This window comes from Candidatus Villigracilis saccharophilus, assembly GCF_016711665.1.
Genome location: NZ_JADJSO010000029.1, coordinates 1 through 26,245, shown reverse-complemented (window position 1 = coordinate 26,245; position 26,245 = coordinate 1). Strand labels below are relative to the sequence as shown.

Annotated in this window: 31 protein-coding genes and 6 pseudogenes; 25 read left to right on the top strand and 12 right to left on the bottom strand. The window is 48.8% G+C overall.

The features are described from left to right. Positions 1–10 precede the first annotated feature (10 nt). The 8 genes and pseudogenes from IPL17_RS10980 to IPL17_RS10945 all read left to right on the top strand — a co-directional run bounded on the left by IPL17_RS10980 (position 11) and on the right by IPL17_RS10945 (position 3,422). Positions 11–220 carry a sodium/proton-translocating pyrophosphatase gene (locus tag IPL17_RS10980; RefSeq protein ID WP_345307129.1) on the top strand — a complete coding sequence of 70 codons (210 nt, stop codon included), beginning with the start codon at positions 11–13 and terminating at the stop codon, positions 218–220. A 23-nt stretch (positions 221–243) separates the two neighbouring features. Continuing rightward, positions 244–405, top strand: a pseudogene (locus IPL17_RS10975) (sodium/proton-translocating pyrophosphatase); the annotation flags it as partial. Positions 406–536: 131 nt separating this feature from the next. Further along, a pseudogene (locus IPL17_RS10970) lies at positions 537–623 on the top strand (sodium/proton-translocating pyrophosphatase); the annotation flags it as partial. A gap of 154 nt (positions 624–777) precedes the next feature. After that, positions 778–1,749: a sodium/proton-translocating pyrophosphatase gene (locus IPL17_RS10965; RefSeq protein ID WP_345307127.1), complete on the top strand. Its 972-nt coding sequence runs from the start codon at positions 778–780 to the stop codon at positions 1,747–1,749. Then, positions 1,709–2,068, top strand: a complete 360-nt coding sequence (locus IPL17_RS10960; RefSeq protein ID WP_345307126.1) for a sodium/proton-translocating pyrophosphatase — start codon at positions 1,709–1,711, stop codon at positions 2,066–2,068. Before IPL17_RS10965 ends, IPL17_RS10960 begins: the two co-directional genes overlap by 41 nt. Continuing rightward, entirely contained in the window at positions 2,065–2,313 is a 249-nt protein-coding gene (locus IPL17_RS10955; RefSeq protein ID WP_345307125.1) for a hypothetical protein, read from the top strand. Before IPL17_RS10960 ends, IPL17_RS10955 begins: the two co-directional genes overlap by 4 nt. A gap of 205 nt (positions 2,314–2,518) precedes the next feature. Further along, positions 2,519–2,716, top strand: a complete 198-nt coding sequence (locus tag IPL17_RS10950; RefSeq protein WP_345307124.1) for a hypothetical protein — start codon at positions 2,519–2,521, stop codon at positions 2,714–2,716. A gap of 484 nt (positions 2,717–3,200) precedes the next feature. Next, positions 3,201–3,422, top strand: coding sequence for a hypothetical protein (locus IPL17_RS10945; protein WP_345307123.1), 222 nt, complete (start codon positions 3,201–3,203; stop codon positions 3,420–3,422). 144 nt (positions 3,423–3,566) lie between these two features. On the opposite strand, the gene IPL17_RS10940 is transcribed toward IPL17_RS10945, so the two are convergent. Both IPL17_RS10940 and IPL17_RS10935 read right to left on the bottom strand, forming a co-directional pair. Further along, a complete protein-coding gene (locus IPL17_RS10940; protein WP_345307122.1) occupies positions 3,567–4,106 on the bottom strand; it encodes a transposase in 540 nt (179 codons plus the stop codon). A 300-nt stretch (positions 4,107–4,406) separates the two neighbouring features. After that, positions 4,407–4,679, bottom strand: coding sequence for a hypothetical protein (locus tag IPL17_RS10935; protein WP_345307121.1), 273 nt, complete (start codon positions 4,677–4,679; stop codon positions 4,407–4,409). Between the two features lie 714 nt (positions 4,680–5,393). Here IPL17_RS10935 and IPL17_RS10930 point away from each other — a divergent pair. From IPL17_RS10930 to IPL17_RS10920, 3 genes are all read left to right on the top strand, one after another. Further along, positions 5,394–5,585, top strand: a complete 192-nt coding sequence (locus IPL17_RS10930; RefSeq protein ID WP_345307120.1) for a hypothetical protein — start codon at positions 5,394–5,396, stop codon at positions 5,583–5,585. A 73-nt stretch (positions 5,586–5,658) separates the two neighbouring features. Beyond that, positions 5,659–5,925 (top strand): helix-turn-helix domain-containing protein, encoded by a 267-nt coding sequence (locus tag IPL17_RS10925; protein ID WP_345307119.1) that lies wholly within the window; start codon positions 5,659–5,661, stop codon positions 5,923–5,925. 190 nt (positions 5,926–6,115) lie between these two features. Continuing rightward, on the top strand, positions 6,116–7,036 hold the full coding sequence (locus IPL17_RS10920; RefSeq protein WP_345307118.1) for an integrase core domain-containing protein: 921 nt from the start codon (positions 6,116–6,118) through the stop codon (positions 7,034–7,036). Positions 7,037–7,168: 132 nt separating this feature from the next. On the opposite strand, the gene IPL17_RS10915 is transcribed toward IPL17_RS10920, so the two are convergent. From IPL17_RS10915 to IPL17_RS10900, 4 genes are all read right to left on the bottom strand, one after another. Beyond that, positions 7,169–7,402, bottom strand: coding sequence for an IS110 family transposase (locus IPL17_RS10915; RefSeq protein WP_345307117.1), 234 nt, complete (start codon positions 7,400–7,402; stop codon positions 7,169–7,171). Next, complete coding sequence (locus IPL17_RS10910; RefSeq protein WP_345307116.1) at positions 7,399–7,521, bottom strand: hypothetical protein; 123 nt, start codon at positions 7,519–7,521, stop codon at positions 7,399–7,401. Before IPL17_RS10910 ends, IPL17_RS10915 begins: the two co-directional genes overlap by 4 nt. Positions 7,522–7,633: 112 nt before the next feature. After that, positions 7,634–7,852, bottom strand: coding sequence for a hypothetical protein (locus tag IPL17_RS10905; RefSeq protein ID WP_345307115.1), 219 nt, complete (start codon positions 7,850–7,852; stop codon positions 7,634–7,636). Positions 7,853–7,900: 48 nt separating this feature from the next. Continuing rightward, positions 7,901–8,041 carry a hypothetical protein gene (locus IPL17_RS10900; RefSeq protein WP_345307114.1) on the bottom strand — a complete coding sequence of 47 codons (141 nt, stop codon included), beginning with the start codon at positions 8,039–8,041 and terminating at the stop codon, positions 7,901–7,903. A 330-nt stretch (positions 8,042–8,371) separates the two neighbouring features. Here IPL17_RS10900 and IPL17_RS10895 point away from each other — a divergent pair, with 330 nt between their 5' ends. Beyond that, complete coding sequence (locus tag IPL17_RS10895) at positions 8,372–9,085, top strand: transposase (RefSeq protein WP_345307128.1); 714 nt, start codon at positions 8,372–8,374, stop codon at positions 9,083–9,085. A 105-nt stretch (positions 9,086–9,190) separates the two neighbouring features. Here IPL17_RS10895 and istB read toward each other — a convergent pair whose 3' ends face one another. Together istB and IPL17_RS10885 are read right to left on the bottom strand one after the other, a co-directional pair. Then, the gene (istB, locus tag IPL17_RS10890; protein WP_345307113.1) at positions 9,191–9,988 is read right to left on the bottom strand and encodes an IS21-like element helper ATPase IstB; all 798 of its coding nucleotides are present in this window, start codon (positions 9,986–9,988) and stop codon (positions 9,191–9,193) included. Next, entirely contained in the window at positions 9,945–11,471 is a 1,527-nt protein-coding gene (locus IPL17_RS10885; RefSeq protein ID WP_345307112.1) for an IS21 family transposase, read from the bottom strand. The genes istB and IPL17_RS10885 overlap by 44 nt, the downstream gene beginning before the upstream one ends. Before the next feature lie 47 nt (positions 11,472–11,518). Here IPL17_RS10885 and IPL17_RS10880 point away from each other — a divergent pair, with 47 nt between their 5' ends. Together IPL17_RS10880 and IPL17_RS10875 are read left to right on the top strand one after the other, a co-directional pair. Further along, positions 11,519–12,067 carry a transposase gene (locus IPL17_RS10880; RefSeq protein ID WP_345307111.1) on the top strand — a complete coding sequence of 183 codons (549 nt, stop codon included), beginning with the start codon at positions 11,519–11,521 and terminating at the stop codon, positions 12,065–12,067. 108 nt (positions 12,068–12,175) lie between these two features. Further along, positions 12,176–12,965 (top strand): annotated as a pseudogene (locus tag IPL17_RS10875) (IS5 family transposase). A gap of 618 nt (positions 12,966–13,583) precedes the next feature. Here the strand turns inward: IPL17_RS10875 and IPL17_RS10870 are convergent. After that, positions 13,584–13,994 carry a hypothetical protein gene (locus IPL17_RS10870; protein WP_345307110.1) on the bottom strand — a complete coding sequence of 137 codons (411 nt, stop codon included), beginning with the start codon at positions 13,992–13,994 and terminating at the stop codon, positions 13,584–13,586. A gap of 326 nt (positions 13,995–14,320) precedes the next feature. On the opposite strand from IPL17_RS10870, the gene IPL17_RS10865 reads away from it, so the two are divergent. The 4 genes from IPL17_RS10865 (at position 14,321) to IPL17_RS10850 (ending at position 16,942) form a co-directional block, all read left to right on the top strand. Beyond that, positions 14,321–14,701, top strand: a complete 381-nt coding sequence (locus IPL17_RS10865; protein WP_345307109.1) for a hypothetical protein — start codon at positions 14,321–14,323, stop codon at positions 14,699–14,701. A gap of 684 nt (positions 14,702–15,385) precedes the next feature. Beyond that, positions 15,386–15,904 carry a hypothetical protein gene (locus tag IPL17_RS10860; RefSeq protein ID WP_345307108.1) on the top strand — a complete coding sequence of 173 codons (519 nt, stop codon included), beginning with the start codon at positions 15,386–15,388 and terminating at the stop codon, positions 15,902–15,904. Beyond that, positions 15,864–16,529, top strand: a complete 666-nt coding sequence (locus IPL17_RS10855; RefSeq protein WP_345307107.1) for a hypothetical protein — start codon at positions 15,864–15,866, stop codon at positions 16,527–16,529. Before IPL17_RS10860 ends, IPL17_RS10855 begins: the two co-directional genes overlap by 41 nt. 14 nt (positions 16,530–16,543) lie before the next feature. Next, positions 16,544–16,942, top strand: coding sequence for a hypothetical protein (locus IPL17_RS10850; protein WP_345307106.1), 399 nt, complete (start codon positions 16,544–16,546; stop codon positions 16,940–16,942). On the opposite strand, the gene IPL17_RS10845 is transcribed toward IPL17_RS10850, so the two are convergent. From IPL17_RS10845 to mutS, 3 genes and pseudogenes are all read right to left on the bottom strand, one after another. Continuing rightward, entirely contained in the window at positions 16,897–17,775 is an 879-nt protein-coding gene (locus tag IPL17_RS10845; protein WP_345307105.1) for a hypothetical protein, read from the bottom strand. The two genes, IPL17_RS10850 and IPL17_RS10845, sit on opposite strands and share 46 nt — an antisense overlap. Continuing rightward, a complete protein-coding gene (locus tag IPL17_RS10840; RefSeq protein ID WP_345307104.1) occupies positions 17,711–18,505 on the bottom strand; it encodes a hypothetical protein in 795 nt (264 codons plus the stop codon). Before IPL17_RS10840 ends, IPL17_RS10845 begins: the two co-directional genes overlap by 65 nt. 32 nt (positions 18,506–18,537) lie before the next feature. Then, a pseudogene (gene mutS / locus IPL17_RS10835) lies at positions 18,538–21,082 on the bottom strand (DNA mismatch repair protein MutS). 83 nt (positions 21,083–21,165) lie between these two features. On the opposite strand from mutS, the gene IPL17_RS10830 reads away from it, so the two are divergent. The 7 genes and pseudogenes from IPL17_RS10830 to IPL17_RS10800 all read left to right on the top strand — a co-directional run. Continuing rightward, positions 21,166–21,798, top strand: coding sequence for a hypothetical protein (locus tag IPL17_RS10830; protein WP_345307103.1), 633 nt, complete (start codon positions 21,166–21,168; stop codon positions 21,796–21,798). Further along, positions 21,795–22,793 (top strand): hypothetical protein, encoded by a 999-nt coding sequence (locus tag IPL17_RS10825; protein WP_345307102.1) that lies wholly within the window; start codon positions 21,795–21,797, stop codon positions 22,791–22,793. The genes IPL17_RS10830 and IPL17_RS10825 overlap by 4 nt, the downstream gene beginning before the upstream one ends. 68 nt (positions 22,794–22,861) lie before the next feature. Then, positions 22,862–23,209: a hypothetical protein gene (locus IPL17_RS10820; protein WP_345307101.1), complete on the top strand. Its 348-nt coding sequence runs from the start codon at positions 22,862–22,864 to the stop codon at positions 23,207–23,209. Between the two features lie 494 nt (positions 23,210–23,703). Continuing rightward, positions 23,704–24,383 (top strand): annotated as a pseudogene (gene gpmA / locus IPL17_RS10815) (2,3-diphosphoglycerate-dependent phosphoglycerate mutase). 193 nt (positions 24,384–24,576) lie between these two features. Continuing rightward, positions 24,577–25,548, top strand: a pseudogene (locus IPL17_RS10810) (FAD-binding oxidoreductase). 277 nt (positions 25,549–25,825) lie between these two features. Then, the gene (locus IPL17_RS10805; protein ID WP_345307100.1) at positions 25,826–25,948 is read left to right on the top strand and encodes a hypothetical protein; all 123 of its coding nucleotides are present in this window, start codon (positions 25,826–25,828) and stop codon (positions 25,946–25,948) included. 79 nt (positions 25,949–26,027) lie between these two features. Then, positions 26,028–26,245, top strand: a 218-nt coding sequence (locus tag IPL17_RS10800; protein WP_345307099.1) for a hypothetical protein, incomplete at its 3' end; no start/stop codon positions are given.

Below are 26,245 nucleotides of genomic sequence, written 5' to 3'. Positions count from 1 at the left end.
AATTGTTGGCTTGTTGTACGCGGTATTTTGCGTTCCCAGATATTGCGGAGGACAAAGGCACCGAAAAATGCAGGAAGTCTGGAACGCGATCAAAGATGGAGCGAACGCTTATTTACAAAAGCAGATGCGCTCCATTTTGCCTTTAATTGCCATCTTGACGGTTGTGTTGTTCTTCTTCTCTGTCTCGTTCCGCCAACTCCTGAGGCCTTGGAAAGATTAGCGGTTCCACGTCGATCAGTTCGGATGCTGATCGGCTTTGCCCGCGCGATCGCCTTCATTATGGGCGCAGGTTTCTCTCTCGCGGTCGGACGTATCGGTATGCGCATGGCAGTTGAAGCCAACGTGCGTGTTGCCTCCGCTTCCAAGCGTTCCTTTGGTGAAGCGTTGCGCATTGCGTATCGCGCCGGCACCGTGACCGGCATGCTGACCGATGGATTGGGTCTGCTCGGCGGAACGATCATCTCGCGATCCTGGCATTGCCGCGCCGGGATGCTTTGCTCGGCTTTGGCTTTGGCGGTACTCTGCTGGCGTTGTTCATGCGTGTGGGCGGCGGTATCTTTACCAAGGCGGCTGACGTCGGCGCTGACCTGGTCGGTAAGGTCGAAGCAGGCATCCTGAGGATGACCGAGAAACCGGCTGTGATCGCCGACCTTGTTGGTGATAACGTCGGTGACTGCGCTGCATGGTTGCGGACATTTTCGAATCGTATGAAGTTACGATCGTTTGCGACTTATTCTTGGTCTGGCTCTCTGGCACATTACCGGGCCCTTTTGAGGGGTGATCTTCCCTTTGATGGTGCGCGGTATCGGCGTGCTTTCATCCATCATTGGCACCTATTTCGTGAAGGTGGAAAGACCCGGCAAGAGCGAAGACGCCATGAAAGCCATTTTCAGCGGATTCCTTACCTCTGCCGTGGTTTCTGCCGCGTTGTTCTTTATCGCGGGTTTTCTATATTTGAATACACCCGAAATGAGCGCGTGGGGCGGATGGTGGCGCCTGCCGATGGCCGTTGGTGTTGGTGTTCTGCTGGCGATCGTGATTGACCGCTTGACCGAATACTTCACCGGCACTCACGCTTCTCCTGTGAACGATGTCAAGAAAGCCGCGGACACTGGTCCAGCGACCCTGATCCTTAATGGTATCTCGCTAGGTTTTGAATCGTCCGTCTGGTCTGTGCTGGTGATCGCGTTGACCATCATTGCGTCCATCGCAATTTTTGGCACGATCCAAAACCCGGCTTTGGATGCCAACTGGCCGCTCGACATTTATTTTGTACGGCGTGGCATGACCGGTATCGGCATGTTGACCCTGACCGGCAACAACGTGGCTATGGACTCATTTGGTCCCATCGCGGATAACGCGAATGGCATCGGTGAAATGTCCTGGTCTGGGAAAACAGATAAGGCCACCCGGGAGGCCCAGCAGATCATGGCTGACCTGGATGCGGTCGGCAACACGACCAAAGCCATCACCAAGGGCGTGGCGATCGGCTCTGCTGTAATCGCGGCGGTTTCGCTGTTTGGTTCATTCCTTGTGGATGTTTCGCGCGCGCAGGCCAGCTTGGGAATGTCAGTTGCCCAACAAATCCAGTCGATCGGTATCCGCGTGGATGTTCCGCAAGTCTTCGTAGGTATGTTGATCGGCGGCGCTCTGCCGTGGTTGTTCTCTTCATTTGCAATTCAGGCTGTAGCGCGCCGCGTCTCTGATCGTGCTGGAAGTGCGCCGCCAGTTCAAACTGGGCGTGCTTGACGGTAAGGTCAAACCCGATTACGCGCAGGCTGTCGAAATTTCAACAACTGCCGCGCAAAAGGAATTGGTCTCGCTTGCCTTGCTCGGCATCGTGACCCCGATCGTGGTCGGCCTGTTCCTGCAAGTGGAAGCGCTCGGCGGCTTTCTGGCGGGCATCATCGTCTCCGGTCAATTGCTGGCCGTCTTCCTGAACAACTCCGGCGGCGCGTGGGATAATGCCAAGAAGCTGATCGAAGATGAACCAAAAGACCCTGCCAGAAACCTTGGCAAGGGCTCCGAACGTCACAAGGCTGGCGTGGTGGGTGACACGGTCCGGTGACCCGTTCAAGGATACCGCCCGGCCCCGCCCTCAACCCGATGATCAAGGTCGTGAATCTGGTGGCTGTTATCATCGCTCCAATCGTGGTGAAATATTCCGGCGCAAGCGGCGCGACTCAGATCGCAGTGTATGCTGTCGGCCTGGCCTTGCTCGGCTTGCTGGCCTGGGCGGTCATGCGCGTCCAGGCTTCCGCGCCTTCCATGGCAGTTATTGAAGTGGAAGAGCCGAAGAAGAGTAAGAAGTAAAAATTATTTTAAAAGGCCCGTCAGAAATGGCGGGTCTTTTTGTTTTAGGCAATTCTCAAAAATACTTGTGGTATTTGATTTTCGGAGAATTTGGATTTAGTACAATAGAATAGAACTGCCATTGGAGCGGCAAGGATTGAAAGTTTGTAATCGTGGCTTATTGTTCACGAACATTTGCTTGTTTTCATAAATCTTGGAGATTGGCATGAAAGCCCAACAAAGATTTGACTCTCCAGTTATCACTCTTGTGGTTGTTGCGGTTGCGTACGCCATTTTCTCAATGCGCGGTTGTCTGTACATCAATATGATTTCTCTGTCTTTGTTGTTGCTGGTGATGTCTTTACAAATTCTAATGCTGCTCCGTCCGGGGTTGAAAATCCTACAAAAATTCAGACGGTTATGATGGTCAGTTTTATTATCGAATGGCATTGACGCCATTTACAGAAAAGAAATTGATTTTGGGATTAGGCTTGATTACCCTGCTTATCGTCAAGCACGTATTATCTACCCGCTCCTAGCTCGCCTATTCTCTCTTGGTCAGATAGTTTATGTTCCTTTCGCGTTAGTGTTTGTAAATTATATTGCTTTATGCTTGATAGCATGGTTTGGGGCACGTTTTGCACAAATGGTGCATTTACATGGATTATGGGGACTTGCTTTTTGCCCTTTACCCGGGTTTTTTTATTTACGCTGTCTCGCGATACGACTGAAATAGTGGCAATGGCATTTCTGCTCGCTGCAATTTTATATTTGCATCAACAACGTCAGTATCTATCAGGAGTGTTTTTTGTACTGGCTTTCCCTAACCAGAGAAACGACTCTTGTCGTTTCGGGCATTTACTAGTGACTATTATTTTTACTCGTAAACGTCAGGACTTTTGGAATTTATGGTTTCCTACTTTGATCCTGCCATTAGTTATGTGTTTTGGCGTGTGCTGGTGGGAAATAATTGGAGTGGTCAGGTAATTCGGGTCATCCATTTTAGCGATGGTTTTGGCATTCCATTGCTTGGTTTGTTTCGCTTTGTTTACTCGATTATTCCACCTGCGAATTTTATTCACAGTATTTGGTTAATTGAGGTGCTTTTTCTCGGCATTTTGCGTTGGTAATTGTGTTGACGCTTTCGCGTTCCAAAAGCCAGCTGGTTATAAAAATATCTTGGTGTATATATGTACTTGAGTTTAGAGTAGCAAAATGGCGCACAAGAGCTGTGCGGTTGTAGCGAACGTTAAAAACTGAAAAGCAAATACCAATTACGGACTTGCAGAAGCCGAAACCTGGGCTTTTTGCTCTTGAAGACCACTGGATAACGAACGCGTGGGTGGCGGACAATAATTCATTTGTCTGCCGTTGCCTTTTCCAGCGGGTCTGGGCGTAGAGGTCGGTGTACCCAACTCCAACAAAAATGCGAAAGCGGAGCGTTGCACTTGATAAGGGGTCAGCCTGGCGCGCTGTTGTCTGCTGCGTGGATACCAGGCTGGATAATCTTCCTGCACCGCGCATGAGAAGCAATGCCAATATGCCAAAGCACACAACCACATCCATTGCTGTGCACTCACCAGACTCGGAGAACGGTTGCTGTTGAGTCCCATGTGTTGTTTCAGAAAACGAAACATGTGCTCAATGGCGAAACGCCAAAGATAAATACGGCACAGATCGGAAAGAGCAACACTTTGTGGACCTGTCCAGAATAACCAATCGGACGTTTGTATCGTGGCGTTCCATCCTCTTTGAGGAATTCTACTTGTACCAGAGTGCCGATCAAGGTCGCCAGTTTTTGAAATGCAGTTCATACCAGGCTCTCACCCGCACAGTTTGTTTCCCGAGTTGAAAGGTCTCGCCACGATCTTCTGTTCGATGAGAGCCATTCAACTTGAAAGGTTTCCCATGCTTGCGGGGTGCGCCACGACTACCCTTTGCTTTCTCTTGGAGGCTTTTTCATTCAAGATGCGGTTACTATGCAGTCGGATCAGTCCAAAAGTATGCTTCAAATGCTCGAAAAATGCCTAAAAGAAATGATCTTCATAGCGGCTATCTGCCACGATCACTTTCTTCTGGATCATGCACATCCAACTCCTGGACTTGCACTGCCGCTACCTTGCGTCCGTCGCTTCGGTATCGATCCTTTCAATATCCACTGGTGCTGCCCAGGAACTGCCGAAATTGATCAGGCGTACCAACCATGAATACTTGTGACCATAGCGCATCGGCTCATTCTTGCTCGACTTCAACACGCTTCGATCCGCCAAGGTCTCGGCTTGCTCATGTTCATTGGCGGTCGCATCCACTGCATACACTTTGTACGCTGCAATTGTTTCACTACCTTCTGGTATGCATGCTGGCAGGAGCGACAGAATTTCATCCATATCCATTTCTCCGTTTCCAGTCCATCGTACACACTGCAAAACTTCCGCTGAAATGGTTTCTGTTCGCTCAAGGCCACCGGTGAACTTACCTGACCTGCAACCGTCAGGGCGTCGATCAGTTCGAACAAAATATCTGCTCGCCTTCTCAGACTTTGGTATATGCTTTTCGGAACTCGCTGAGAGATTTTTTGGTCACACGAAAACTTTATCAGCAAGTTCCATTTTTGTTAATGTGCTTTGAACTCTAAACTCAAGTAAGTAATGATGATGCTTTTTTTAAATCAGGCTGTTTGGGTTGAGGATTGGGGCTTTTCCGTGTTCTTCCAGAAGTATATATTAGCATTGTCATCCTTTTTACAATCCCCTACTATTGTTAAAGGATGGATATTAAACATTAGTGCGTTTTTTTGACACTCTTAGGACTCAGTCTGCTGACAAGGTAGTGGTTGTAAAACATTAAGTTGTGCTTAATTATTCTAAAAACTTTCAGGCTCTGGCTCCTAGGGGGAAGAAGTCCCCTAGGAGCTGCCATTCGATATACGGAATGTTGGACGGGTAGGCTTTGGTGAATTTTATTATTCTCTAAGCTTACTCGACTTCTTAAGGGGCTGTCCAAAAAGAGATGGGCAGCCCTATACAATTTAAAAAAGAAGTGATTCAATGCGGGGTATGAAAACGAGAAAACGAGCAGCTCCAGTATTCAAACCATATGTGATGAACCAAATAGCGCTGATGCCGCCGAGCTATGATGAAAAGATCCCATCAGAACATCTGGTGCGAGTGGTGAACAAAGCGATCGAAGACCTGAACGTGGATGCATTGTTGAAACAATACGCAGGCGGAGGGACATCAAGCTATCATCCGAAGATGATGCTGAAGATCCTGTACTGTTTTATAACATCGTGACTCTCCCTGTTCGAGAACATCGTGCGCCCTACCCATATCTGGTGGTGTATCCTGATAATAAAGGAAGGCCGCCATGGAAGAAGAATGGATAGTGGATCGCAGCAAATTAAGGGGGATATGGTTTGAACACCCAAATTGGAGTCGGGAGAAAATTGCAAAAGAAGTGGGGCGATCGGAAGCCTGGGTAAGGAAGTGGCTAAAGCGAATTCGCCAAGCACCGTTGGAGGATCGCGAAGTTCTGATTGGACGCTCGCGAGTACCCCATAAACTTCCACCTTCAATACCCGAAGAAGTGGTGAACAAGATTCCGATATTCGCGATCACCCGCCACAACAATTAGGGCGTATTCCGGGTCCCTGACGATCATGTATTACTTGAGCAAAGAACAATCGTTGCTAGATAAGGGTGCGAAACTGCCGAGTTCCACGGAGTACGGTATGGAGAATTCTTGATAAACACCATAAGATCCCTCGCCCCTATCCGCCCATTGCAGAGCCAGAGGAGCGACCCGCACCAGGGTGGAATGGGGAGTGGATTTTCATGATGTCAGTACTGTCCCGGCTGAGCCGGAAGGCAAGCAGCAACATGTGGTCGAAATCCTCAATCTGGTCGATCATGGTTCGTCAGCCGTCGTTGCTTCAGAGCCAGCCAGTGACTACAACGCTGAAACAGCGCTCCGCAAAGTTGCCGATATTTTGCAGGACACAGGTTGTCCAGATCGCATTCGCCTTGACCGTGATACGCGCTGGGTGGGCAGTTGGACTGCCAAGGATTTTCCCTCGCCGATGCTGCGTTTTCTGCAATGTTTGGGAATTGAGCCACGGGTTTGTCCACCTCGACATCCTGAAAAAAATCCGTTTGTGGAGCGCTATCATCGCAACTTCAAATACGAATGCCAGCTAGTTCAGAATCCCACGGATCTGCCCAATACCGTTGAAGTTAACAAGCACTATGTCCAGTTTTACAATTTTGAAAGACCAAACCAAGCCATCACCTGTGGCAATCAGCCACCCCATGTTAAATTTCCTGAGAAGCCTGATCTAACCCCTGTGCCGGAAACCGTTAACCCAGATCGTTGGTTGATGGCGTTGACTGGCAAAACCTACAAACGAAAGTTGGATTCGAAAGGATGTTTCCAATTGGGCAATCAGGCCTATTACGTTCAGAAAAGTCGTCGCGGGCAAGTCGTTGTGATCTGGGTGGATGCACAAAAACGGACATTGAGTGTGTACAAGGATAAAGTGGTTATCAAAACGTTGCCGATCAAAGGACTGCAAAACTGCACAATGAGATTCCAGGAGTATCTTGAACTTATGTGCAAGGAAGCCATCTCAGCCTGGCGTAAGGCTCAGCATCGGACTGGTCGGATATGGGTAGGACGCACGGTGTTATCGAACAGGAGAGTCACAGATGAAGTGGGAAGTCAAGGTGCAAAGAAAAAACACAGATAAGATAGGATGGGGCGCAAGGGAGCGAAAAAACAACAACACACCCATTGCCACTTTTGCATGTTGGCAAAAGCGTTGACAAGAGTTGTATAATAATATTGAGCGACGAGCCCGCAAAACCCCGCCGTGGGTCTCCTATTGGGAGTTCACACTATTTTGTGTTTGGGACGTCGCTCGCATGTCCTTTCGTCCAGCCTTGGTGATCTTGCCTGTACGGGTGGTCAATCCGCTATCGTGAATCCTGGCGCCCAGTCCTGCATACCCTACCAGGTGTTTGGCGTCTTCAAAGCGGGTGATCTCGCCAATGGCCGCAATGAGGGTCAAGGCGGTCGTTATACCAAAGCCAGGAAGCTGGATCAGTCGGATCACGCGTTCATCTTGGCTGCCAATTCTTTCATGGTAGAAGTGATCCGCACAAGTTGATCCTCGGCAAACCGCAAAGTTTCCAGGTCGCTCTGCAGGTTGACCTTCTCCAACTTGCTTGGCAAAGCGTTCCACCACTCTCTTTGGGCTGGATGAAATGGATTGCCTTCCGTGGTGCAAGGTGATGCCGTTGTAGAATGGCGTGCAGCCGATTCTTTGCCTGTGTGGACAGCCGCGTCAATTTACTTGCTGCGCGACGAGTGCGCGCAGTTCGCGCACTTCGACTGGCGGTACCCAGATGCCCACCAGCAGGTCTTTGGCCAACAAGCGCGCCAGAATGGAGGCTGCAATCTTGTCCGTCATTACTTGAGATCTGGTGATCAGTGCCAGATGTGGTGGGTGCACCACGGTCACCGACATCACATGCGCCGAGAATTCATCATACAATCCCAGCATTGGTGGTCATCTCTAGCGCAATTGCATCTTGCTGATTGAGTGTTTTCTTCATCCAGGCTTCAAGACGGGAAAACTCAACCGCTGCGCAGGCAGGACTACGTGCAAGTCAGCATCCACGCCCAGCGCGATCAAATAGTACTTGTGGACATCAAGTCCAATATAACGTTTGGGAATTATTTTTGGTGCCACTGGGGTACCTGATTAAAATTGAAAGTCGGGTACGTTCATTTTTGGGCCACTGGATCACACACAGATACGGGCTTGTTCTGAAATTTTGAACTTCCAAGTTAAGCGGATCTGAACGCGGCCAGGTCCAAACACGATGACGGGCTTGCCTTTGCTGTAAGTAAATCAGAATTAAAGGCTTCCCAGACTCTACCTCGACTGGACCCTAACGCAGCGTTCCCGGATACGCGTTCCCGTTCACTGAACATTCATAGCATATCCAAAAACGTACCCGACCGCAACTCTATTCTCGAGTTGCATTTTCATGCTAACACGATGTTATAAAACAGTACAATCCTGATCTATGGATATTGCAAGAAGATCTACACATCGCGCAAGATCGCAGCAGCGGTGAGAGAGAACATTCATTTCATGTGGATCAGTGGGGAGAACACACCCGACCATCGCACGATCAATGAGTTTCGCGGGAAGCGCATGCAGCCCGTGATCGCGGAAGTGTTTCATGCAGTGGTGGAGTATCTGGTAGCAGGGAATTATGTGAAGCTGGAAAATTATTATGTGGACGGGACGAAGATCGAAGCAGACGGGAACAAACACAAGGTGGTGTGGGCGAAGCGCAAGGAACGGTATGAAAAAGCAGTGAAGGAGCAGGTGAATGAACTGCTGAAGCAGATCGAAGCCGAGAACGAGGCGGAAGAAGCAGAATATGGAGAGCGGGATCTGGAAGAGATGGGCGGAAGAAACGAGGATGTGAATGGGGAGCAGTTGAAGAAAAAGATCGCTGAATTGAATGAACGCTTGCGGGACAAACTCCAGAAAAGAGAGAATACCAGCACGCGACAGGCATTGAAGAAACTGGAAAGCAACTGCCTGCCAAGGCTGGAAAAGTACGAAGAGCAGACGAAGGTACTGGCAGGACGGAACAGCTATTCCAAGACCGATCCAGATGCGACTTGCATGCGGATGAAAGAGGATCGCGGAGCGGAAAGACCGTGGGCGAAACCTGCCTACAATGTCCAGGTGGGGACAGAAGGAATCTGTCAATGACAATTAGAAATGGACTTGGCGACAATTAGAAATGCCCATGGGGTGGGAGCGTGTGGAGTGCAGCTGGGGCTAGCCCCAGCTGCACTCCACACGCTGAAAAAAAATCTAATTGGGGGTTTCTTGCTTGATGCGTTGGGCGGCTTGTTGTGCTCGATGACTAGGGATCTCCTTTCCAAATTCCACGATGATGCTGTGGTGGACGACGCGGTCGATGGCGGCGGCGGTGGTCATGGGGTCTTTGAATATTTGATCCCATTGTGAAAAAACCAGGTTCGAGGTGATGATGACACTGCGACGTTCGTAGCGTTCAGCCAGCAGGGTGAAGAGTACCTCCATCTCGTCGCGGGATTGCTGGACGTAGCCGATATCATCGAGGATCAAGACTTCGTAGGTGTCGAGGCGGCGCAGTTCGCGCTCAAGGAGCAGGTCACGTTTGGCACGCAGAAGTTCGTTGACCAGGTGAAAGGTGGGAGTAAAGAGAACACTGTGTCCAGCCTGAACCAGTTGGTGTCCGACTGCGGCAGCAAAATGAGTTTTCCCAACTCCCGGTAAACCAAAGATGAGCAGGTTTTCGGCGCGGGCAACAAATTCGCCGTTGCACAGTTGCGCCAACTGGCGAGTGAGGCGCAGGGGCAGTTTTTTTTGATCGAAAGCTGCCAGGGTTTTGGCTGCAGGCAGGCGGGAGGACTTTTGCAGGCGCTCGACGCGGCGCTGACCGCGCCCCTCAACTTCCTGCTCAAGTAGTTCGGACAGAAAGGTTTCGAGCGGCCAAGTTTCGCGCGTGGCTGTGGTTAGCAGGTCGCCCACGATTTCCACGGCGGTGGGCATCCGAAGCGTCCGCAGGTGTTGTTGAATTTGTTCAAGCGGCGACATGCTCAGCCTCCACCAGGAAGAGCTGGTCATAGAGGGTCAGGTTCACCAGCGGGAGAGCAAGAAGCGGAATACCCTTGGGAGCGGTCATCACTCCGGTCAGCTCGGTGATGGTTTTTTCATCCCAGAGGTTTTGACCTTGGTCTTGATCTAGCAGCAGGTGAAGCGCCTGGGCAACATCCGCCTCCAATCCGAGAGCAGCTTGTTTGAGGATCCGCAAATAGGTCAGGTCTGCACGTCGGGGTGGCAAATGCTCGTTGAGGACATCCCAAGCCTGTCGGAAGACGTCCAGCGGAAAAAGATCATCACGGTAACGGTAGTTGCGAAATCCGCCAGGTTTGCGCAGCAAGCTGTCGATCACGTGGCGATAGTTGATTTGGTAGTGGTGGGCGCCTAGCACGCGCGGCATGCTCTCAATGCGCTGGTTGGCGTACCAGACCTCAATGTGCCATTCATAGACACGCACAGTGGCCCGCTTGCCTTTCAGTCCGCTCGGGACGCTGTAGCCATTGCTGCCCACCCGAAGAATTCCGTTTTGTCCAACCCGCACGTTGAGTTCACGCATCTGTGGCCAGGGCTTGGCGGTGAGCGGTTTCATCACGGCGATTTCTTCGTCCAGTTTGACCTGTCGCGCGGCATTGCGTTTCTCCATGATCTCGAACAGAAATAGTTCATAGGCTGCGATGCTCTCAAAGTTTCGGCTGCCACGCAAGAGCAGATGTTGCCGCACTGCCCGTTTCAGTCCGCCGTTGGAAGATTCAACGTCACCATTTTCGTTGGGGCTGGATAGATGGATCGTGCGCGCCTCGAGACCATAGTGCGCCAGCAGTTGCAGGTATTCCTCGTTGTAACCGCGTTCGCTCGGACTTTTTTGTCGGTCTGCCACTCCCAGTTTGTGGGTGGCGGCGGTCGTGTGGTCGGTCTGGTGAGCCTGTGGCACGTACCCAAGTTTGAGCAAAGCGCTTTGCAGTCCCAGGCGGATCGAGAGCAGCGATTCGCTTTGCACCACGCGTCCCCACTCCCAGTTCGAGTATGGCAGGACGCTGTGGAATAGAATGTGCTCGAATGGTTCTCCCTGCAGTGTGACTTCCAGTTCGTTCATGCACGTCCCATCGCTTTGCAGAACTTCACCCGCTTGGTGGATTTGGTCCAAGGTTAGCGTCGGGTTGCCATTCAGAACCCGCCAGTTACTAATGTGGCGTTGCAGCGTGCGCAATTGTCCTTCCTGATATTGAGTTCCGTCCCGCTCACACAACCATTCAAATATGGCTTTTGCTTCCAACTCGGGTGCTGTCGCCAGTTTGATTTCTATCTCCGCCCAGTCCTTTTCAAATGGGTCAGCTCGGGTACGGTAGCCGCGTGATTCTTTCAGAGCACTGGGTAGCTGTCCCAATTGCTCATATTTTTGTACGGTCTTGCGACTGCGCAAGTTGACTTTGACCGCCGCTTGTTGCTGGGTCTTGCCATTCGTTCGTTCTCTCATCAGTAGCCTCACTTGGGCATCGGTCGCGGTCATGGGCTCTCCTTTTCCAGAAGAGTGTAGTCCTTTCCGACACCCTATCGGTGGGCATTTCTAGTTGTCGTTGGGGGCAGAAACACGAGCTGGAGAACTATGTCAAATACCCGACCTTCTACCAGGACACCCATCATTATCGCAACCCTGAGATCATTCGCAAACATCAGTTTCGCTCGGATCATTTCGAGTATGACCCCGAAAGCGATCAGTTCATTTGTCCGGCGAAAAAGAGATTGAGCTATCTCTACACCAGCAAGTACAAGACGGCCAATGGCTATGAAAGTGAGCGCAGGCATTATGAATGCAGCGAATGCCAGGACTGTCCACTCAAGCCGCAATGTACCAAGGCCAAGGGCAATCGGCGGATACAGGTCAGCTTTCGCTTGATCGAATTCCGAAAACAGGCACGGGAGAATCTCACCTCTGATCTTGGAAAAGAACTACGTGCCAAACGCTCGGTGGAAGTCGAGACCGTCTTCGGTCACATCAAACACAATATGAGCTTTCGAAGATTTCATCTCAGGGATTTGAAAAAGGTGAATACGGAGTGGGGCTTGGTGTCCATTGCACATAATATGCGAAAACTGGCGGGGTGATCTCCGCCAGTTTTTTTTCATTTCTTATTTCTTGCCCGTTTAGGCTTATTTTTGGGCTGTCCATTTGTTGTTTCTGGACAGCCCCTTAAAGTCGGGTAAGCTTGAAGAATGACCAAATTCAAGCAAACCTACCCGACTGACCTCAAGTATACCGAATGGCAGTTGATAGCGGACTTTTTTCCGATGGGACGTCCCGAAAATGGGACAAATTATCAATGCAATCCTATATGTAGTCCGTACAGGCTGCCAATGGCGCATGTTGCCGAAAGACTTTGCACCCTGGCAAACGGTCTACGGTTACTTTCGAAGATGGAAGCGACAAGGTCTTTGGGTGCGCATTAATGAAGCCTTGGTCAAGACTGTGCGTGTGCAAGCGGGACGTGATCCCAAGCCGAGTGCCGTAATTATTGACAGTCAAAGCGTCAAGACATCGGAAGGCGGCGAACAACGCGGTGTAGATGTCCACAAACAAACTCCGGGACGCAAACGCCACATTATTGTAGACACTTTGGGCTTGCTTTTGATGGTTTTGGTTCATAGCGCCAGTATTCAAGATGGTCGCGGTGGATACCAAACCTTGCAGAAATTGTTCGATAAAATCAAACTCAATATTCATAATCGTTGGTGTCGCTTGAAATTGATTTGGGCAGATGGCGCTTATGTCCCTATTGTGAAAGAAGTACGCAAGCATTTTGGTTGGAAGTTGGATATTGTTCGCAGATCAGATAAAGCCAAAGGATTTAAAGTCTTGCCACATCGTTGGATTGTCGAGCGAACCTTTGGTTGGCTGGGTCGCTATCGTCGTCTATCACGTGATTTTGAACATACCGTTTCGTCCAGCGAGTCTGTGGTTTATATCGCCAGCATTCGGCGTATGTTGAAATTGGCTACAAATTGACTTAAGAAACACTCTCTAAGGCTTTTGGTAAAAATATTCTGAGGAACTAAAAATATTGTTTTAATTTAGCGGTAATCGTATTTGATTTGTAAATAGTAAGGCCGAAAACAAGCAATACAATCCAATAAATACTGGATGAAAATAATGCGAGTATTGAGAATATACTCACCCCTGCCCAAAGCCACCAATGTACTTTGAAGTTCTGTGCCGTCAGCCATATCATTGCTGGAATTAACATAGGCAGGTCATAGGCGTAAGCTCTGGGTGCACAAAAGTGATGCGGCGAGGGCAAGGGAAAAGAATGGAATTGTGGGCAAAGAGCGGAATTTCCAGAGAACTAACACAGCCAGGGCAATTAACAAAAAAGTGAATGGCAAATTGGCTGTGCCAATCCAGTTTTCCTGTGATCCCAACAGGCTGGGAAAAGTTGAGAATGGCAGCCCGTCTACTCTTTGACCTGATGTTTGTAAACTTTGGACCATTTCCAAATACCATCCTGGGCTGAGTGTGGTTGCAATGAGAAGCCTGACAGGCGAAAGGACAACACTGATCGAAGCGCGCGTTTCCCTGAGCGCAAAATAAAAAAATACTAAAAGGAATAATGAGATGGGGTTTTGGTTAGTAGGAATGGATATAATAGTCCAACAAGGATATCTTCTTGAGTTCGGCAGCCCAGATTATCAATACCAATAAACCAAGCAGAATATAATCCATTTGTCCTACCATGATTAGCTGCATACTTATGGGGACAAGGAATGCCAGTATTAATATTTTGTCTTGAACCTTGAAGTTTGGCTCGTAGTATTGGGTTAATGAGTTGACGACCAAAATCGCGCTAATGACAGATGCCGCTTGATACAGCAATAACCCAATCGCTTTCGGCCAGATTGCAAAGGGAATGTAAAACCAGGCTGTCCATGGCAGATACCAAAAAGGCAGGTGATACTGTCCGACAATGATGTAGATCGATTTTCCCGCTAACGATGCAGAAGCAGCGCCTATAGAACACATCAAAATCGTGCCAATCACTTTTTGCGTTCTGGATGAAAAGTAATATTAAACTAATGGATAATGTCGAAAAAACAAAGGTTGAATATAAGATTTTCTTTATGGAAATGAATTTCATCTATGATCCAATATCGGCTGAAATTTGGCAATATTATTTGCCTTTATTGTAGACAATATAAATGTTGCGATAACGATTAAATATGCTTCAGTGGAAAATTTTGTTGCAAAGGATACGACCCGACCGCAGAGCCAATTAATGCTGTCGGAATTGTTTTTCGGATGTCACCCAGGTCAAGGCAGGGATTAGGAATGGAAAGTTGTATGAGTATGCGCGTGGAGCACATAACATGGATGCTGATAATGTGAGGGCTAAAAAGGGGGCAGTTGGCAGATATCGATTCTTCCACACAATGATAGTGGTCAAAAACAAAAGGATGATCGTGATTGGAAGGTTCGCTGTTCCAGACCAATTTTCCTCTCTGCCAATTAACTCTGAAAGCGTTGTAAAGCCCCAAAGGTTGTCAGTGCGCAGTCCGCTCGCGTTTAACATTCGTATCATTTCATGTGGCCAGTTTGGTATCTGGATGAATGCTATTAAACTTAACATGAGCACACTAAGAGATGCTGAAATTAAAAAAGATTTTCCTCCTCGTAAAATGGCAAAAGGAATGAATATGATCAATAAATGTGGCTTGAACAGAAAGATGGGAAACAATAACCCCGCTTGAAAATTTTGTTTTTTGTCCATCAGAAAAATTGCCGCAATAATAATTGCCGCAAGGATAAAATCCACTTGCCCGGCTCGAAAAAGTAGCCAGCACATTAACATGGCCATTGCCGCGATGAGCATTTGGCTGGCGAAAGATATTTGATTATTAAAATGGCGACTCGTGGAATATATTATAAAAAGAATGCTTATAAAGGTAACGCATGTGTAGATTATTTTGCGGTTCCAAAGGAAAAGAATGCCAGCGGAATAAAGAACCAGGATACCCAGGAAAATACCAGTATGGGAATTTTTCAATCCCGTAAGTGCGATATATGTTTTCCCCCCGTAATGCTACTCTCGCTGAAGAATAAAACACGTTGAAGTCCCAAAATTCACTTTGCGCAATCGTATATAAAATGAACCAAAAAATGATAAGAAAACAGGTCAGTGCAAAGGATGCGTAAAGGATTTTTTTATGACTTGTTTTCATGGATATAGCCTGCTATTTTTTAGAATAAACTTCTACATAAAACTGCATCGTTTGTCTTAAAGGATGTGTTTTTTTTATCAATGATCTGTTGTGTCGGATGCAATTGGGACAATGTAATTTTTGATTATTGATTATTCACATATGATAATGCCATTCCCAATAATGTGGAGTATGATTTTAAGATGCAAAGATCTTATCCCTGCGTGAAATAAAATGAAAAACGAGAAGAAAAAGAAGAAACTTGGACATGCCGAATGGATAAAATTATTTCTAGGGACAGCACTTCTCTTTGGAAGCATTGTCCGCTTCTACCCCGGGCTGCAAGCTGGATTTCCATTAAATGACGGCGGCATGTTCCTGAGCATGATCCGCGACCTGCGTGCCAGTCATTACTCCCTGCCTGCGCTGACTTCGTACAATAACCTGAACATCCCCTATGCGTATCCGCCTTTTGGTTTTTATTTTGCGCGCCTGGTTTCAGATCTATTTAACTTTTCTGAAATAACCCTGCTGCGCTGGCTTCCTCCCACCATCAACACATTGTCCATTTTGGCTTTTTACATGCTGGCATCGCTTCTGCTTGGATCGCGCAGGCGCGCCGTGGTCGCCTTCCTTTTACGCCTTGTCGCCCGGGGCTTCAGCCTGGTTCATCATGGGCGGCGGATTAACGCGCAGTTTCGGTTCGATATTCATGCTGCTTTCTCTTTATTGGGTGTATCGCTTATTTCGTGATGGGGGGAAACGCGAACTGGTACTTTCAATTTTGTTTTGCTCGTTGACCATACTTAGCCATCCTGAGGTTGCTATTCATACCGCCGCTGGTTGTATCCTCTTATGGCTGATCTATGCGCGTTCGCTGCGGACCGCGCATCTTTCTTTCGTTGTTCTGTCCGCCTGCCTACTCTTTACCGCTCCTTGGTTGGCGGGCGTCCTTTCACATCACGGACTAGCCCCATTTCTTTCCGCGTTGAACACTGGTTCTTACGGAAGTTCGATCTGGCGCGCCTTTATTTCAGCCCTATTCGCCAGCCAGTCAGTTATTCCGATCCTGCTTATCTCACGCCTGCTTGGAATTGTTTGGGGTGTGTGGAAACGTAAAACCTTCCTGGTCGTATGGGCTATTCTTCCTTATCTTATCGAGCCACGCAGCGCCTACTATTGCCTTCTACCCATTTTGTATGTTGATGGCGCTCGCCCTTACAGATGCGCTCCTGCTTTTGTTGATTATTTTCATAAAGATAATTCCACCTCCCCCAGGATTGAGTTTGATCAACGTGCATGGTTAAACATAACCCTGCTTTTGGTCATGATCTATTTATTTGTAGAGTCCAGTCTGTTCGGTTTTAAAATTGATTAACACCAGCCTCTCCATTGCCGACCGAGAAGCGATGTCCTGGATTCAACAAAACACACCTGCCCGCGCTCATTTTCTTCCCTATCACGGGTGTGCCCAGCCCGGAGATCGATCCGTTCGTTGAGTGGTTTCCCGCGCTTACAGAGCGGCGCAGCCAGACAACGATTCAAGGGCTTGAATGGCTGTTGGGTCCCAGGTTTTATGAAAGGTACGCGGATCTTGCCGAAGTACAAGTATGCAAAGATGCCGCCTGCCTCGCTGCATGGTCTGCGCGCACGGGTTTGGATTATGAATATGTTGTTGTTCAAAGTTCTGGAGTTAGTTTGGAACTGATCAATTCACTTCGGTCTGCTGGTGGGTACGAAACTGTTTACGCAACAAAAGAGGTCTTGATCTTTTCCTTGCGGCGTCCGTAATCATTGTTTTTCAAATAGATCACAACATTCGCCGTGTCATACACCGCTGTGTAATCTGCGGAGTTGCTTAAGTTGATATCCAGCGCAATGTGAGCGCCGCCTTGTTTTCGCACGTACACATAGGAAAAATCCCAGCCAATCTCCTGCGCCCATTGGTTCAGGCAGTCAACATCCTCTGCGGCGCATTGCTGTAGGTCTTGATATGTCTCCACCCGCGCGCCAAAATTTCCATCATTAAGCCATTCATACCCAAAGACTGTGGCAAGGCTCGTGCGTTCGGTCAATGCCGGAAACCACTCAGAGGAAGAGTCATTTAATGGCAATCCTCGCGTAACAAGCGCGAAACGACTGTTCGGGGGAGTGTTTTTCTTTACCCAATTAAACGCGTCCAGATCGGCTTGGGTTAATGTGGATTGCTGTTTGATATTCGCTCCCACCTGTAATGCAGACAGGCTGGTGTACATGAAAAGAATCGCGATAAATATTTTTACAGTTTTTCCTTTCAATAAACTGCCGACCCAATCCTCATTATTTGTGACTATCTGACCCAGGTTTAAATTACGCAATCCCGGCAGGACAGTTTGCTCCAGTCCGATACCTGCGAACATCGCCAGGGGAATTATCATAAACAGCGCGCCGCCGCGCGGCTCCAGCAGGTGCATCAGGAAGAACCAGAGCGGAATAAAAAATTTCCTTTTGGCAAGGAGAGTGAAGATCCCGATCAACCCCAGAATCGCGATCAAGGTCAGGTTCGGCTCGTCAGTGAAATCAAAGCGAAACAGAATAAGGAGACCTGTAAGCGCGTTGTAGCTGTTCTGTTTTGCCGCGGACATGGCTGCAAGAAAAGGACCCAATCCATGCCTTGTAAGAATTGTCAGCCACCACGGCGCTGTGATAAGTAAAATGCCGAATGCGGCGATGATTGCCCGCAAAAAACCTTTCAGCGAGCGGTCTTTCCACAAATAGAAGAACAAGGCGCTGACGGCCGTATGTGTAACTGCTTCGGGGTGTGTGTAGACGACCAACGCTCCCAGTCCAATCATTGCGAGGGAGGTACCCTGTGATTGCTGGGGAGAAAAATATATAAGCCTGGCGCATGGCGAGTAATGCGAATAGCAGACCAAATGCCCGCGTCACGCCGCCGCCCATGATGAGCCAATCGAATGCGCGCGGTACGAACGTGAATGCCAATAGCGCCAGGGCTGCCTGGGCTTTAGAATCAAGGATCTCTTTTGCCAGTAAATAAAAAGCGGGGATGGTCAGTGCGCTTACAATGGATGGCAGGAATTGCATCAACTTAAGCACTGAAACCTGTCCTGCGCTGGCGATCAGGCCGTAGAGATAAAATGCGAACGGGGGATATGCAAATGGTAAAGCAGCGTTGTTGTATGTGGTGTAATGCGGCAGGATGAAATGATTCCCCTGCAAATCAAGGATCATTTTGTAAAAGAGGCCGCCATCGTTTAGCGGGAAGGACCCCGACAGCGGGGCGGAAATTCGGACAGCGAATCCAACCAGGGTTAAGAAAAACACCAGGGCAAAGCTAGCGCGGTCTATTTTCAATTTTGACGCCCTTATTTTTTATGGATTTCTTCTTACTTTGTAAAATTCTTCTGCCACTCAAACAACTTGTTCAACGCCTCGATGGGCGAGAGCGAATTCACATCCAATTTTTTCAATTCGTCCAATAACGGACTTGTTTCGGGGAACAACATCGCCTGTTGCGCGCCTTGTGGGTTGATCTTTACCGCGCGCCCTGAAGTTTTTTCAAGCTCGGCCATGATCTCGTTTGCCCGTCCAATAACAGGCGCGGGTAAACCCGCTAGTTGCGCCACGTGAATTCCATAGGAGCGGTCCGCGCCGCCTGCGATGATCTTGTGCAGGAACACTACTTTATTATCAGCTTCGCTGACTGCCACGTTGTAGTTGCGAATGCCTGGCAGCAAGTCGGCGAGTTGAGTCAGTTCATGATAATGGGTTGCAAACAAAGTCTTCGCGCGCAAATGCGGATGATTGTGAATGTACTCGATGATGCCCCATGCGATGGAAAGACCATCATACGTTGAAGTGCCGCGCCCGATCTCATCCAATATCAACAATGATCTTGAAGTGGCGTGATGCAAAATATTGGCCGCCTCCACCATCTCCACCATGAATGTGGATTGCCCCGCATGAATTTCATCCTGCGCGCCGATGCGCGTAAAGATCCTGTCCACCAATCCGATCTTCGCAGACGCGGCAGGCACGAACGATCCCATTTGCGCCATCAACACGATCAACGCCGCCTGACGCAAATAAGTGGATTTACCCGCCATGTTCGGCCCCGTGATGACGCGCACCACTTCGCCTTTTTCGAAGATGACATCATTGGGGATGTATCTGTCATTGGATAATAATTGTTCGACGACAGGGTGACGCCCCTCCTGGATTTCCAATCCGCTTCCTTCGTTGACCTCGGGCCGGTTATAGCCTTCGAGAGCAGCTACTTCGCCTAAAGCGGACAACACATCCAGTTCCGCCAGCGCCCGTGCTGTGGATAATATTTTACTGGCGGCTTTCGCCAATTCCGCACAGACTTCACGGAACAAACGAGTTTCAATTTCTTTGATTCGTTCTTCGGCGTTCAAGACCAGCGTTTCATATTCCTTCATCTCTGGTGTGATGAAGCGCTCCGCATTGACCAACGTCTGCTTGCGAATGTAATTCTCCGGTGCGCGGTCGGCCGCGCCGCGTGAGATTTCGATGTAATACCCGAAGACCTTGTTGTAACCTACTTTGAGAGTCTTGATACCGGTCTTTTCGCGTTCAATGCTTTCGAGGTTTGAGATCCAATCCCGCGCATGTTTGGATGCTTCGATCACGCCATCCAATTTCTGCTGAGTAGCCGGGTTTGATGACGCCAGTGTTTTGCAAAGTCGCCGGCGGATCATCGTCAATGGCATTTTGTAATAATGAATATTGCTCTTCACAAACTGTCCACTGTCCACTGATACCTGATACCGGCTGACTGATCACTGCTTTGATCTTCGGCAAATATCCCAGCGTACTTCTCATTGCCACCAGATCTCTTGGCTGTGCGTTCCCGGCAATGACACGGTTTATTAACCTTTCCAGATCGTTCAAAGGTTTTAGGGTTTCGCGTAATTCGGCGCGCACCATGCCGTTATTGAAAAAGTACTGCACTCCATCCTGACGCTTATTGATCTTTTCCACATGCAGTAAAGGCTGACTGACCCATTGATGCATGAGCCTCTTGCCCATTGGTGTGATGGAATAGTCAAGCGTTCCCAGCAATGATCCTTTGCGTTCGCCACGCAGGGTCTCATCAAGTTCAAGGTTGCGGCGCGTGGACGCATCCAATGTCATGAATTCATTGAGACTGTAAACACGCAACGAGGTCAATAAATTTAACGCGTCAGGTTGGGTATCTTTAAGATATTGCACGATCCCACCCGCTGCTCTTACGGCAAGACTATGGTCTTTCAATCCAAAGCCAACCAGTGTCGAAGATTTGAATTGCGCGAGCAATGTCTCATTGCATTTGCCGGGTTCAAATTTCCATGCGGGCAAGGCCGTTAGATGACCGGTAATTCCGTCAGGCAGAATTTGATTATCAGGATAAATAATTTCGGCTGGATGTAAACGAGTCAATTCGGCGCGCAGGGCTTCGAGCGGAAGCTCGGTGACGGCGAATTCTCCAGTGGTCACATCTGTATAGGAAACAGAAGCGGTCTCACCGTTAAGCACGACCGAGGTTAAATAGTTGTTCGCGTCGCCGGGCAACAGTCCTGCTTCTGTCACAGTGCCCGGTGTCACCACTCTGACCACTTTCCGAGGAAAAATCCCCTTGGCGGGCTGGTCACCGACTTGTTCGCAAATGGCGACGTGATATCCCTTTTCGATCAGGCGCGCCAGATAATTTTCAACCGCATGATATGGGATGCCTGCCAGCGGCGTGCGCACTCCGTTGCCGATGGGACGGGAGGTTAATACAATGTCAAGTTCGCGTGCGGTGATCTCTGCATCTTCGTCAAAGGTTTCGTAAAAATCACCAAGCCGAAAGAACACGATCGAGTCGGGATACTCTTTTTTGATATCCAAATATTGCTGGCGGACGGGAGTGACATCATCGTTGGACATGGGGCGATTTTACCCCATTTGAAGATGATGATTAAAATGAATGATGAAGCGGTAAAATAGGTCATTCCATTTTGAGGTGTGCCATGTTCGGCAAACGCAAAGATTTATCCAAATCACAACTTCCTTTTTCCCAACCTGCAAATGAAGCTGCTTCATATGAGGATTTTTTATCGCAATTGGAAGAATTGTTTAACAGCGAAGACGCTGAAGCATTTTTTGAAGCGATCGAGAACGCGCCCGTCCGTTGGCAGCGTAAATCGGAAGTCATGATTTCAAAGGTGGTGGGACTTTTGCGTGCCGGGGAGGAAGATGAAGCTATAAAAGTTCTTGATGAGATCGAGCGGATTCATCCAAGGTTTGCGCCGTTGTATTATTACAAGGCGAATTTATATATGCAGAATTTATATCTCGCTCACACATTACGAATGATCCGTAAGGTTCGTGTACTGGGAACCTTGGATGATGAAGCCGAAAATAGCATGAGTGAAATGGAAGAAATATCGCGTAAGATGGTGGAAGAAACAGCCGCAGAATTAGGCGTCTCTTATGATCAGATGGAAAAAGCCAGTTGGTATCACGAGGCCTCGCAGGAAAAACTGAGCTCAGGTCAATGGCAGGGCGCTGAACAAAATGCGCGCGAGGCGATTCGGCTCATCCCAAAGTGGACAGCCCCCGCAATAACCATTCCTATATTCTTTATTTTATGGGAAGAATGAACGAGGCATTTATCGAGGCGAACGCGGTTCTTAACCAAGATCCGCGGAATTTGTATGCATTGAAAAACCTTGTCGTTTTTCACACAGGACTTGGGGAGGATGAAAAGGCCCGTGAGTTTTCGGCACGAGTTGCCGCGCAAATAACAACGCTTCCTGAAGATGATCCGGACATGGATTTGATCATTAGCGTATTGAGCATGGTGGATGATAGAGAAACTCTTTGGCAATTGGCGCAGAAATATGTAAGACGTGATTATGATGACTTGTTGGATGACTCCTGGTTGGCGCTTGGTGTGGCGGCGATCCGCAGCGGATATTTGAAGGATGCGGTGAAATTGCTCGAAAAAATAGAGGAATATTCCGATCCCGCCCAATCGCTGTTGCCCGAAGTTCGTAAGGCCATAAAGAGCGGAAAACCCATATCTTCGCCACCCATGTATTCCATGATAGGTTTGTTATTGCCTGCGGCAGTGTTGCAGGAATTAATTGATATACCAAGCAGGTATATCAACGACGAGGAACTTCCCCGGCATATCCAAAAGAAGATGGAGGATTTTGTTCAAAAGAAACCTTTTGTGGTGAATGGTCTATTGCGCTTGATGGTTGAGCCGAACGCGGCTGATATTATCCTTGATTTGCTTTTATCCTTTCATAAGCCCGAAGTAGATGCGCGTTTGCTGGCCTTTGCGCTTGGAGATGTTGGGACATCTCAACAGAGGCTGCATGTCCTGTCTGCAATGGCTCAAGCGGGCAGGGAAGTGCCTCCCAGTCCGATCCGCTTTTGGAATGAAGAAACTGCTGAATGGACTGAGGTGGATTTTTATGCCCAGATGCTCTCCGATGATATTGAATTGAACATCTCGCCCAGCGCAGCGATTTGGGCGGAAAAAGCGCAGAATGTAAAAGATGACGCGGATAAAATAGCATGCTTTCGCAAGGCAGTTGAGCTAGATCCAGAAAGCGGATATGCCGTACACAGCTTGGCATTTTATTAATAAGAAACGGGCAAAAAGAGGAAGGGCTAAAATTTGCAAAATGCGCCATTAAAGTTGACCCGGAATATATGTTTGCCTATGCAAACTTGGGGCTGATGGAAGTGCAGAATGAAACTCCAAATAAAGAACTCGCGATTGAATATTTAAATAAGGTATCGAAGGCTTCGGTTATTACCACTCAAACCGCATTCATAATGCATTTTGCAAGGATGCTCTTGGCGGTTCAAGACAAGGAATTTGAATATGCTCGCAAGGAATTAGAAATTGCAGTTGATCTTCGCCCGGACGATTCCATGCTCGAAGGCTGGGATGATAGACTAAGGATGGGTGAAATTTTCTCGGGCGGGTGGCTTGCCAAATATCAGGAACAGAGCCGTAAACGGACATACAGCAAACTGTTGAAGAACAAGCGTTGAGAAGATTCCAGTTCTCGGGTAACATTAAATGCTCTCACGCGTGATGTTTTAGGGACTGTGGCGCGTATTTGGAAATTGACAGCTTACGGCAAAAAAGCTGAATTGATAAACAATATTGTTGAAAGAATGCAGGAGGTTGAAGCTGTTCAATATGTATGGGATGATTATTTGAACGATGCAGAGAGGGTGCCATGATTGGATTAATGAGGTCAACGGCGTGCGTCCCTTTTGGGGACTTTACGATAAAATATGTAGCGCGATGAAGAAGAATCCCCGTATTGGAATTATCATAATCCCGAAACAATCATCGGGCGGCTGGGATTGGCTGGTCTTCTGGCGAAGGGGACTTTGAATGGCGCTGCGGTTGTTTTTATGCCAATCGAAATTAGAAATTCACTAAAAACATTAATCTAAATTGGAGAAGAAAAATGTATAAACTTGTTCTCAACCGTCAGTGGCAAAGCTAGTGGAATCTCGAAAACCGTTTCCCTGGATTGGCCGATGTTGATCTGACCGATCTTGGCCCGAAGAAGCACACGGCGCGGAACTTGCTGCGCAAGATGGATACGATTTGATATCGCTTTTACACCTCTGTCCCGAAGCGCGCCATCAAAACGCTTGGGCTTGTTCAAGAGGAAATGAATCTTGAATGGCTGCCTGTTGTCCGCGCCTGGCAGTTGAATGAGCGTCATTACGGCGCTCTGCAGGGTCTGAACAAATCGGAGACGGCTGAGAAATTCGGTGAAGCACAGGTTAAGATTTGGCGCCGCTCTTATGATGTCCCGCCCCCATCCTTGGAATTGACCGATGAAAGGCACCCAAAGTTTGACCGCCGTTACGCTTCGTTGACCCCCGAGCAGCTGCCAGCCACAGAGTCGCTTAAGATCACACTGGATCGTGTTCTGCCTTACTGGCATTCCACGCTTGCGCCTGAGATCAAATCAGGTACGCGCGTGCTGGTTGTGGCGCATGGCAATTCCATTCGGGCGCTGGTGAAGTATCTCGACAATATTTCAGAGTCTGATATTACCGAGTTGAATATCCCGACAGGCTTACCGCTCGTCTATGAACTTGACGGCGATTTGGGCCAGATAAGGAATTATTATCTTGGTGACGCTGAAGAAGCTACAAGGAAAAAGCTGCGGCGGTTGCAAATCAAGGCAAAGCGAAATAGTGTAATTCGATAATTGAGTGGAGACTCTGATGGTCGCGCATCATCGGAGTCTTTTTCTTTTACGTTTTGCGCATTAAGCATTGGAATCCTTCGTGTCTCTTCATCCCGATTTTCTTCACGAACTGAAAAAGCATTTTACAGGTGATTTGCGATTTGATACCGCATCGCGGTCTTATATTCCACTGACGCGTCCATGTATCAGGTCGAGCCGCTGGGTGTTGCCATTCCCAGAACACAGGGTGATCTGCAATCTGCAGTGGAGCTAGCCGCGAAATACAAGGTGCCGATCCTTCCTCGCGGCGCGGGCTCATCCCTTGGCGGACAGGCGATTGGTGAGAGGCGTTGATCTGGACTACTCGCGTTATTTGGATGCCATCATCGAGATCGATCCTGAATCCCATACTGCCATCGTGGGCCGGGGTCGTTCTTGCGGATCTGAATCGAGCAGCGGAAAAATCGGGCTTGATGTTTGGGCCCTGACCCCGCCTCCGCAGAACGCGCCACCATGGGCGGTGTGATCGGCAACAACGCTACTGGAGCACATTCGATTTTATACGGCATGACCGCCGATCATTTGATTTCAGCGGATGTGATTTTAGGTGATGGGTCGCTTGAAACGTGGAGTGAATATGACGATTCGAGATTAGCCAGAGTTGCCGAAAATATTCGTGTGCAATATGCAGAGAAGATCAAAGAGAAGTTTCCGAGGTCATGGCGCAACTCGGCGGGCTATCGGTTGAATTACTTGCTGCCGTGGACTCCTTCTGCCCCTTCACAATGGGATGTGAATGATTACGGTCTATCGACCTCGGTCTACCGTCAAAATTCCAGAGTTAATCTAGCAAGTCTGCTGGCGGGCAGTGAGGGGACTCTCGCGGTCATGCGCCGTGCGAAAATAAATCTTGTCATAAAGCCAAAGCATACAATTCTGGGTGTTCTTTCTTACGCGAGCATTGCGGATGCTTGTGATGATGTTCCGCGTCTGCTGGAATTCAAACCGAGTGCCATTGAATTGATCCCGCAGATGATCATTCAACTGGCGCGCGGAGTCCCAGCCTACGCGCGCCAAATGGGATGGATGACCGGCGACCCTGCCGCGGTGCCGGTCATTAATTTAGCGGGACCAACCGTCGGCGTTGAAAGATGCGGTTCGTCAGTTTGGTGACGTAGTTGATTGCAGAGTCTCCCCGAAGAACAATCGCGTGTGTGGAACATTCCAAAATGGGTTTGGGGATCTCTTGGATCTGCGCCCGCAGCCTGCGCGCAATTCGCGGTATCATAGAAGATTGCGCAGTGCCTGTGAGCGGCTGGGCGATTTTGTCTCATGAAGTTGAAAAGATCATGAAAGACCTCACAACACCGAGGGCGGAATTTACGTTATCGTTTTGGCTGGATGCTTTGCACATCTGCCTGATATTGAATTTGCAAAAGGAGGGTGCGCCATGCGTAGTATCGGCGCAGTTTTTGCGTCTGGTGTTGAGCCTCGGCGGTTTTCGATGAGCAGTGAGCACGGTGACGGGATCGTTTCCGGGGAGTGGATCGAAAAACATACGGCGTGGAAGTGACCGAGGCCATGCGCTCCATCAAACGTGCGGCTGACCCGATTATCTTTTGAACCCGAAGAAGATGTTCGATGCGCCGCCCATGGATTCACATTTGCGTTTTGGCGAAGGGTATCAAGTGAATGTTTGGAATTCGGCTCTGCATTTTCAACACGAGCGTGGACTTGCTGGGGCAATCGAACATTGCAATGGGCAGGGCGTGTGTAGAAAGTCAACTGGCGTGATGTGCCCGTCATTTCAGGCCACGCGGGATGAACAGAACTCGACACGTGGGCGTTCAAATTTACTGCGGGCGTTGAT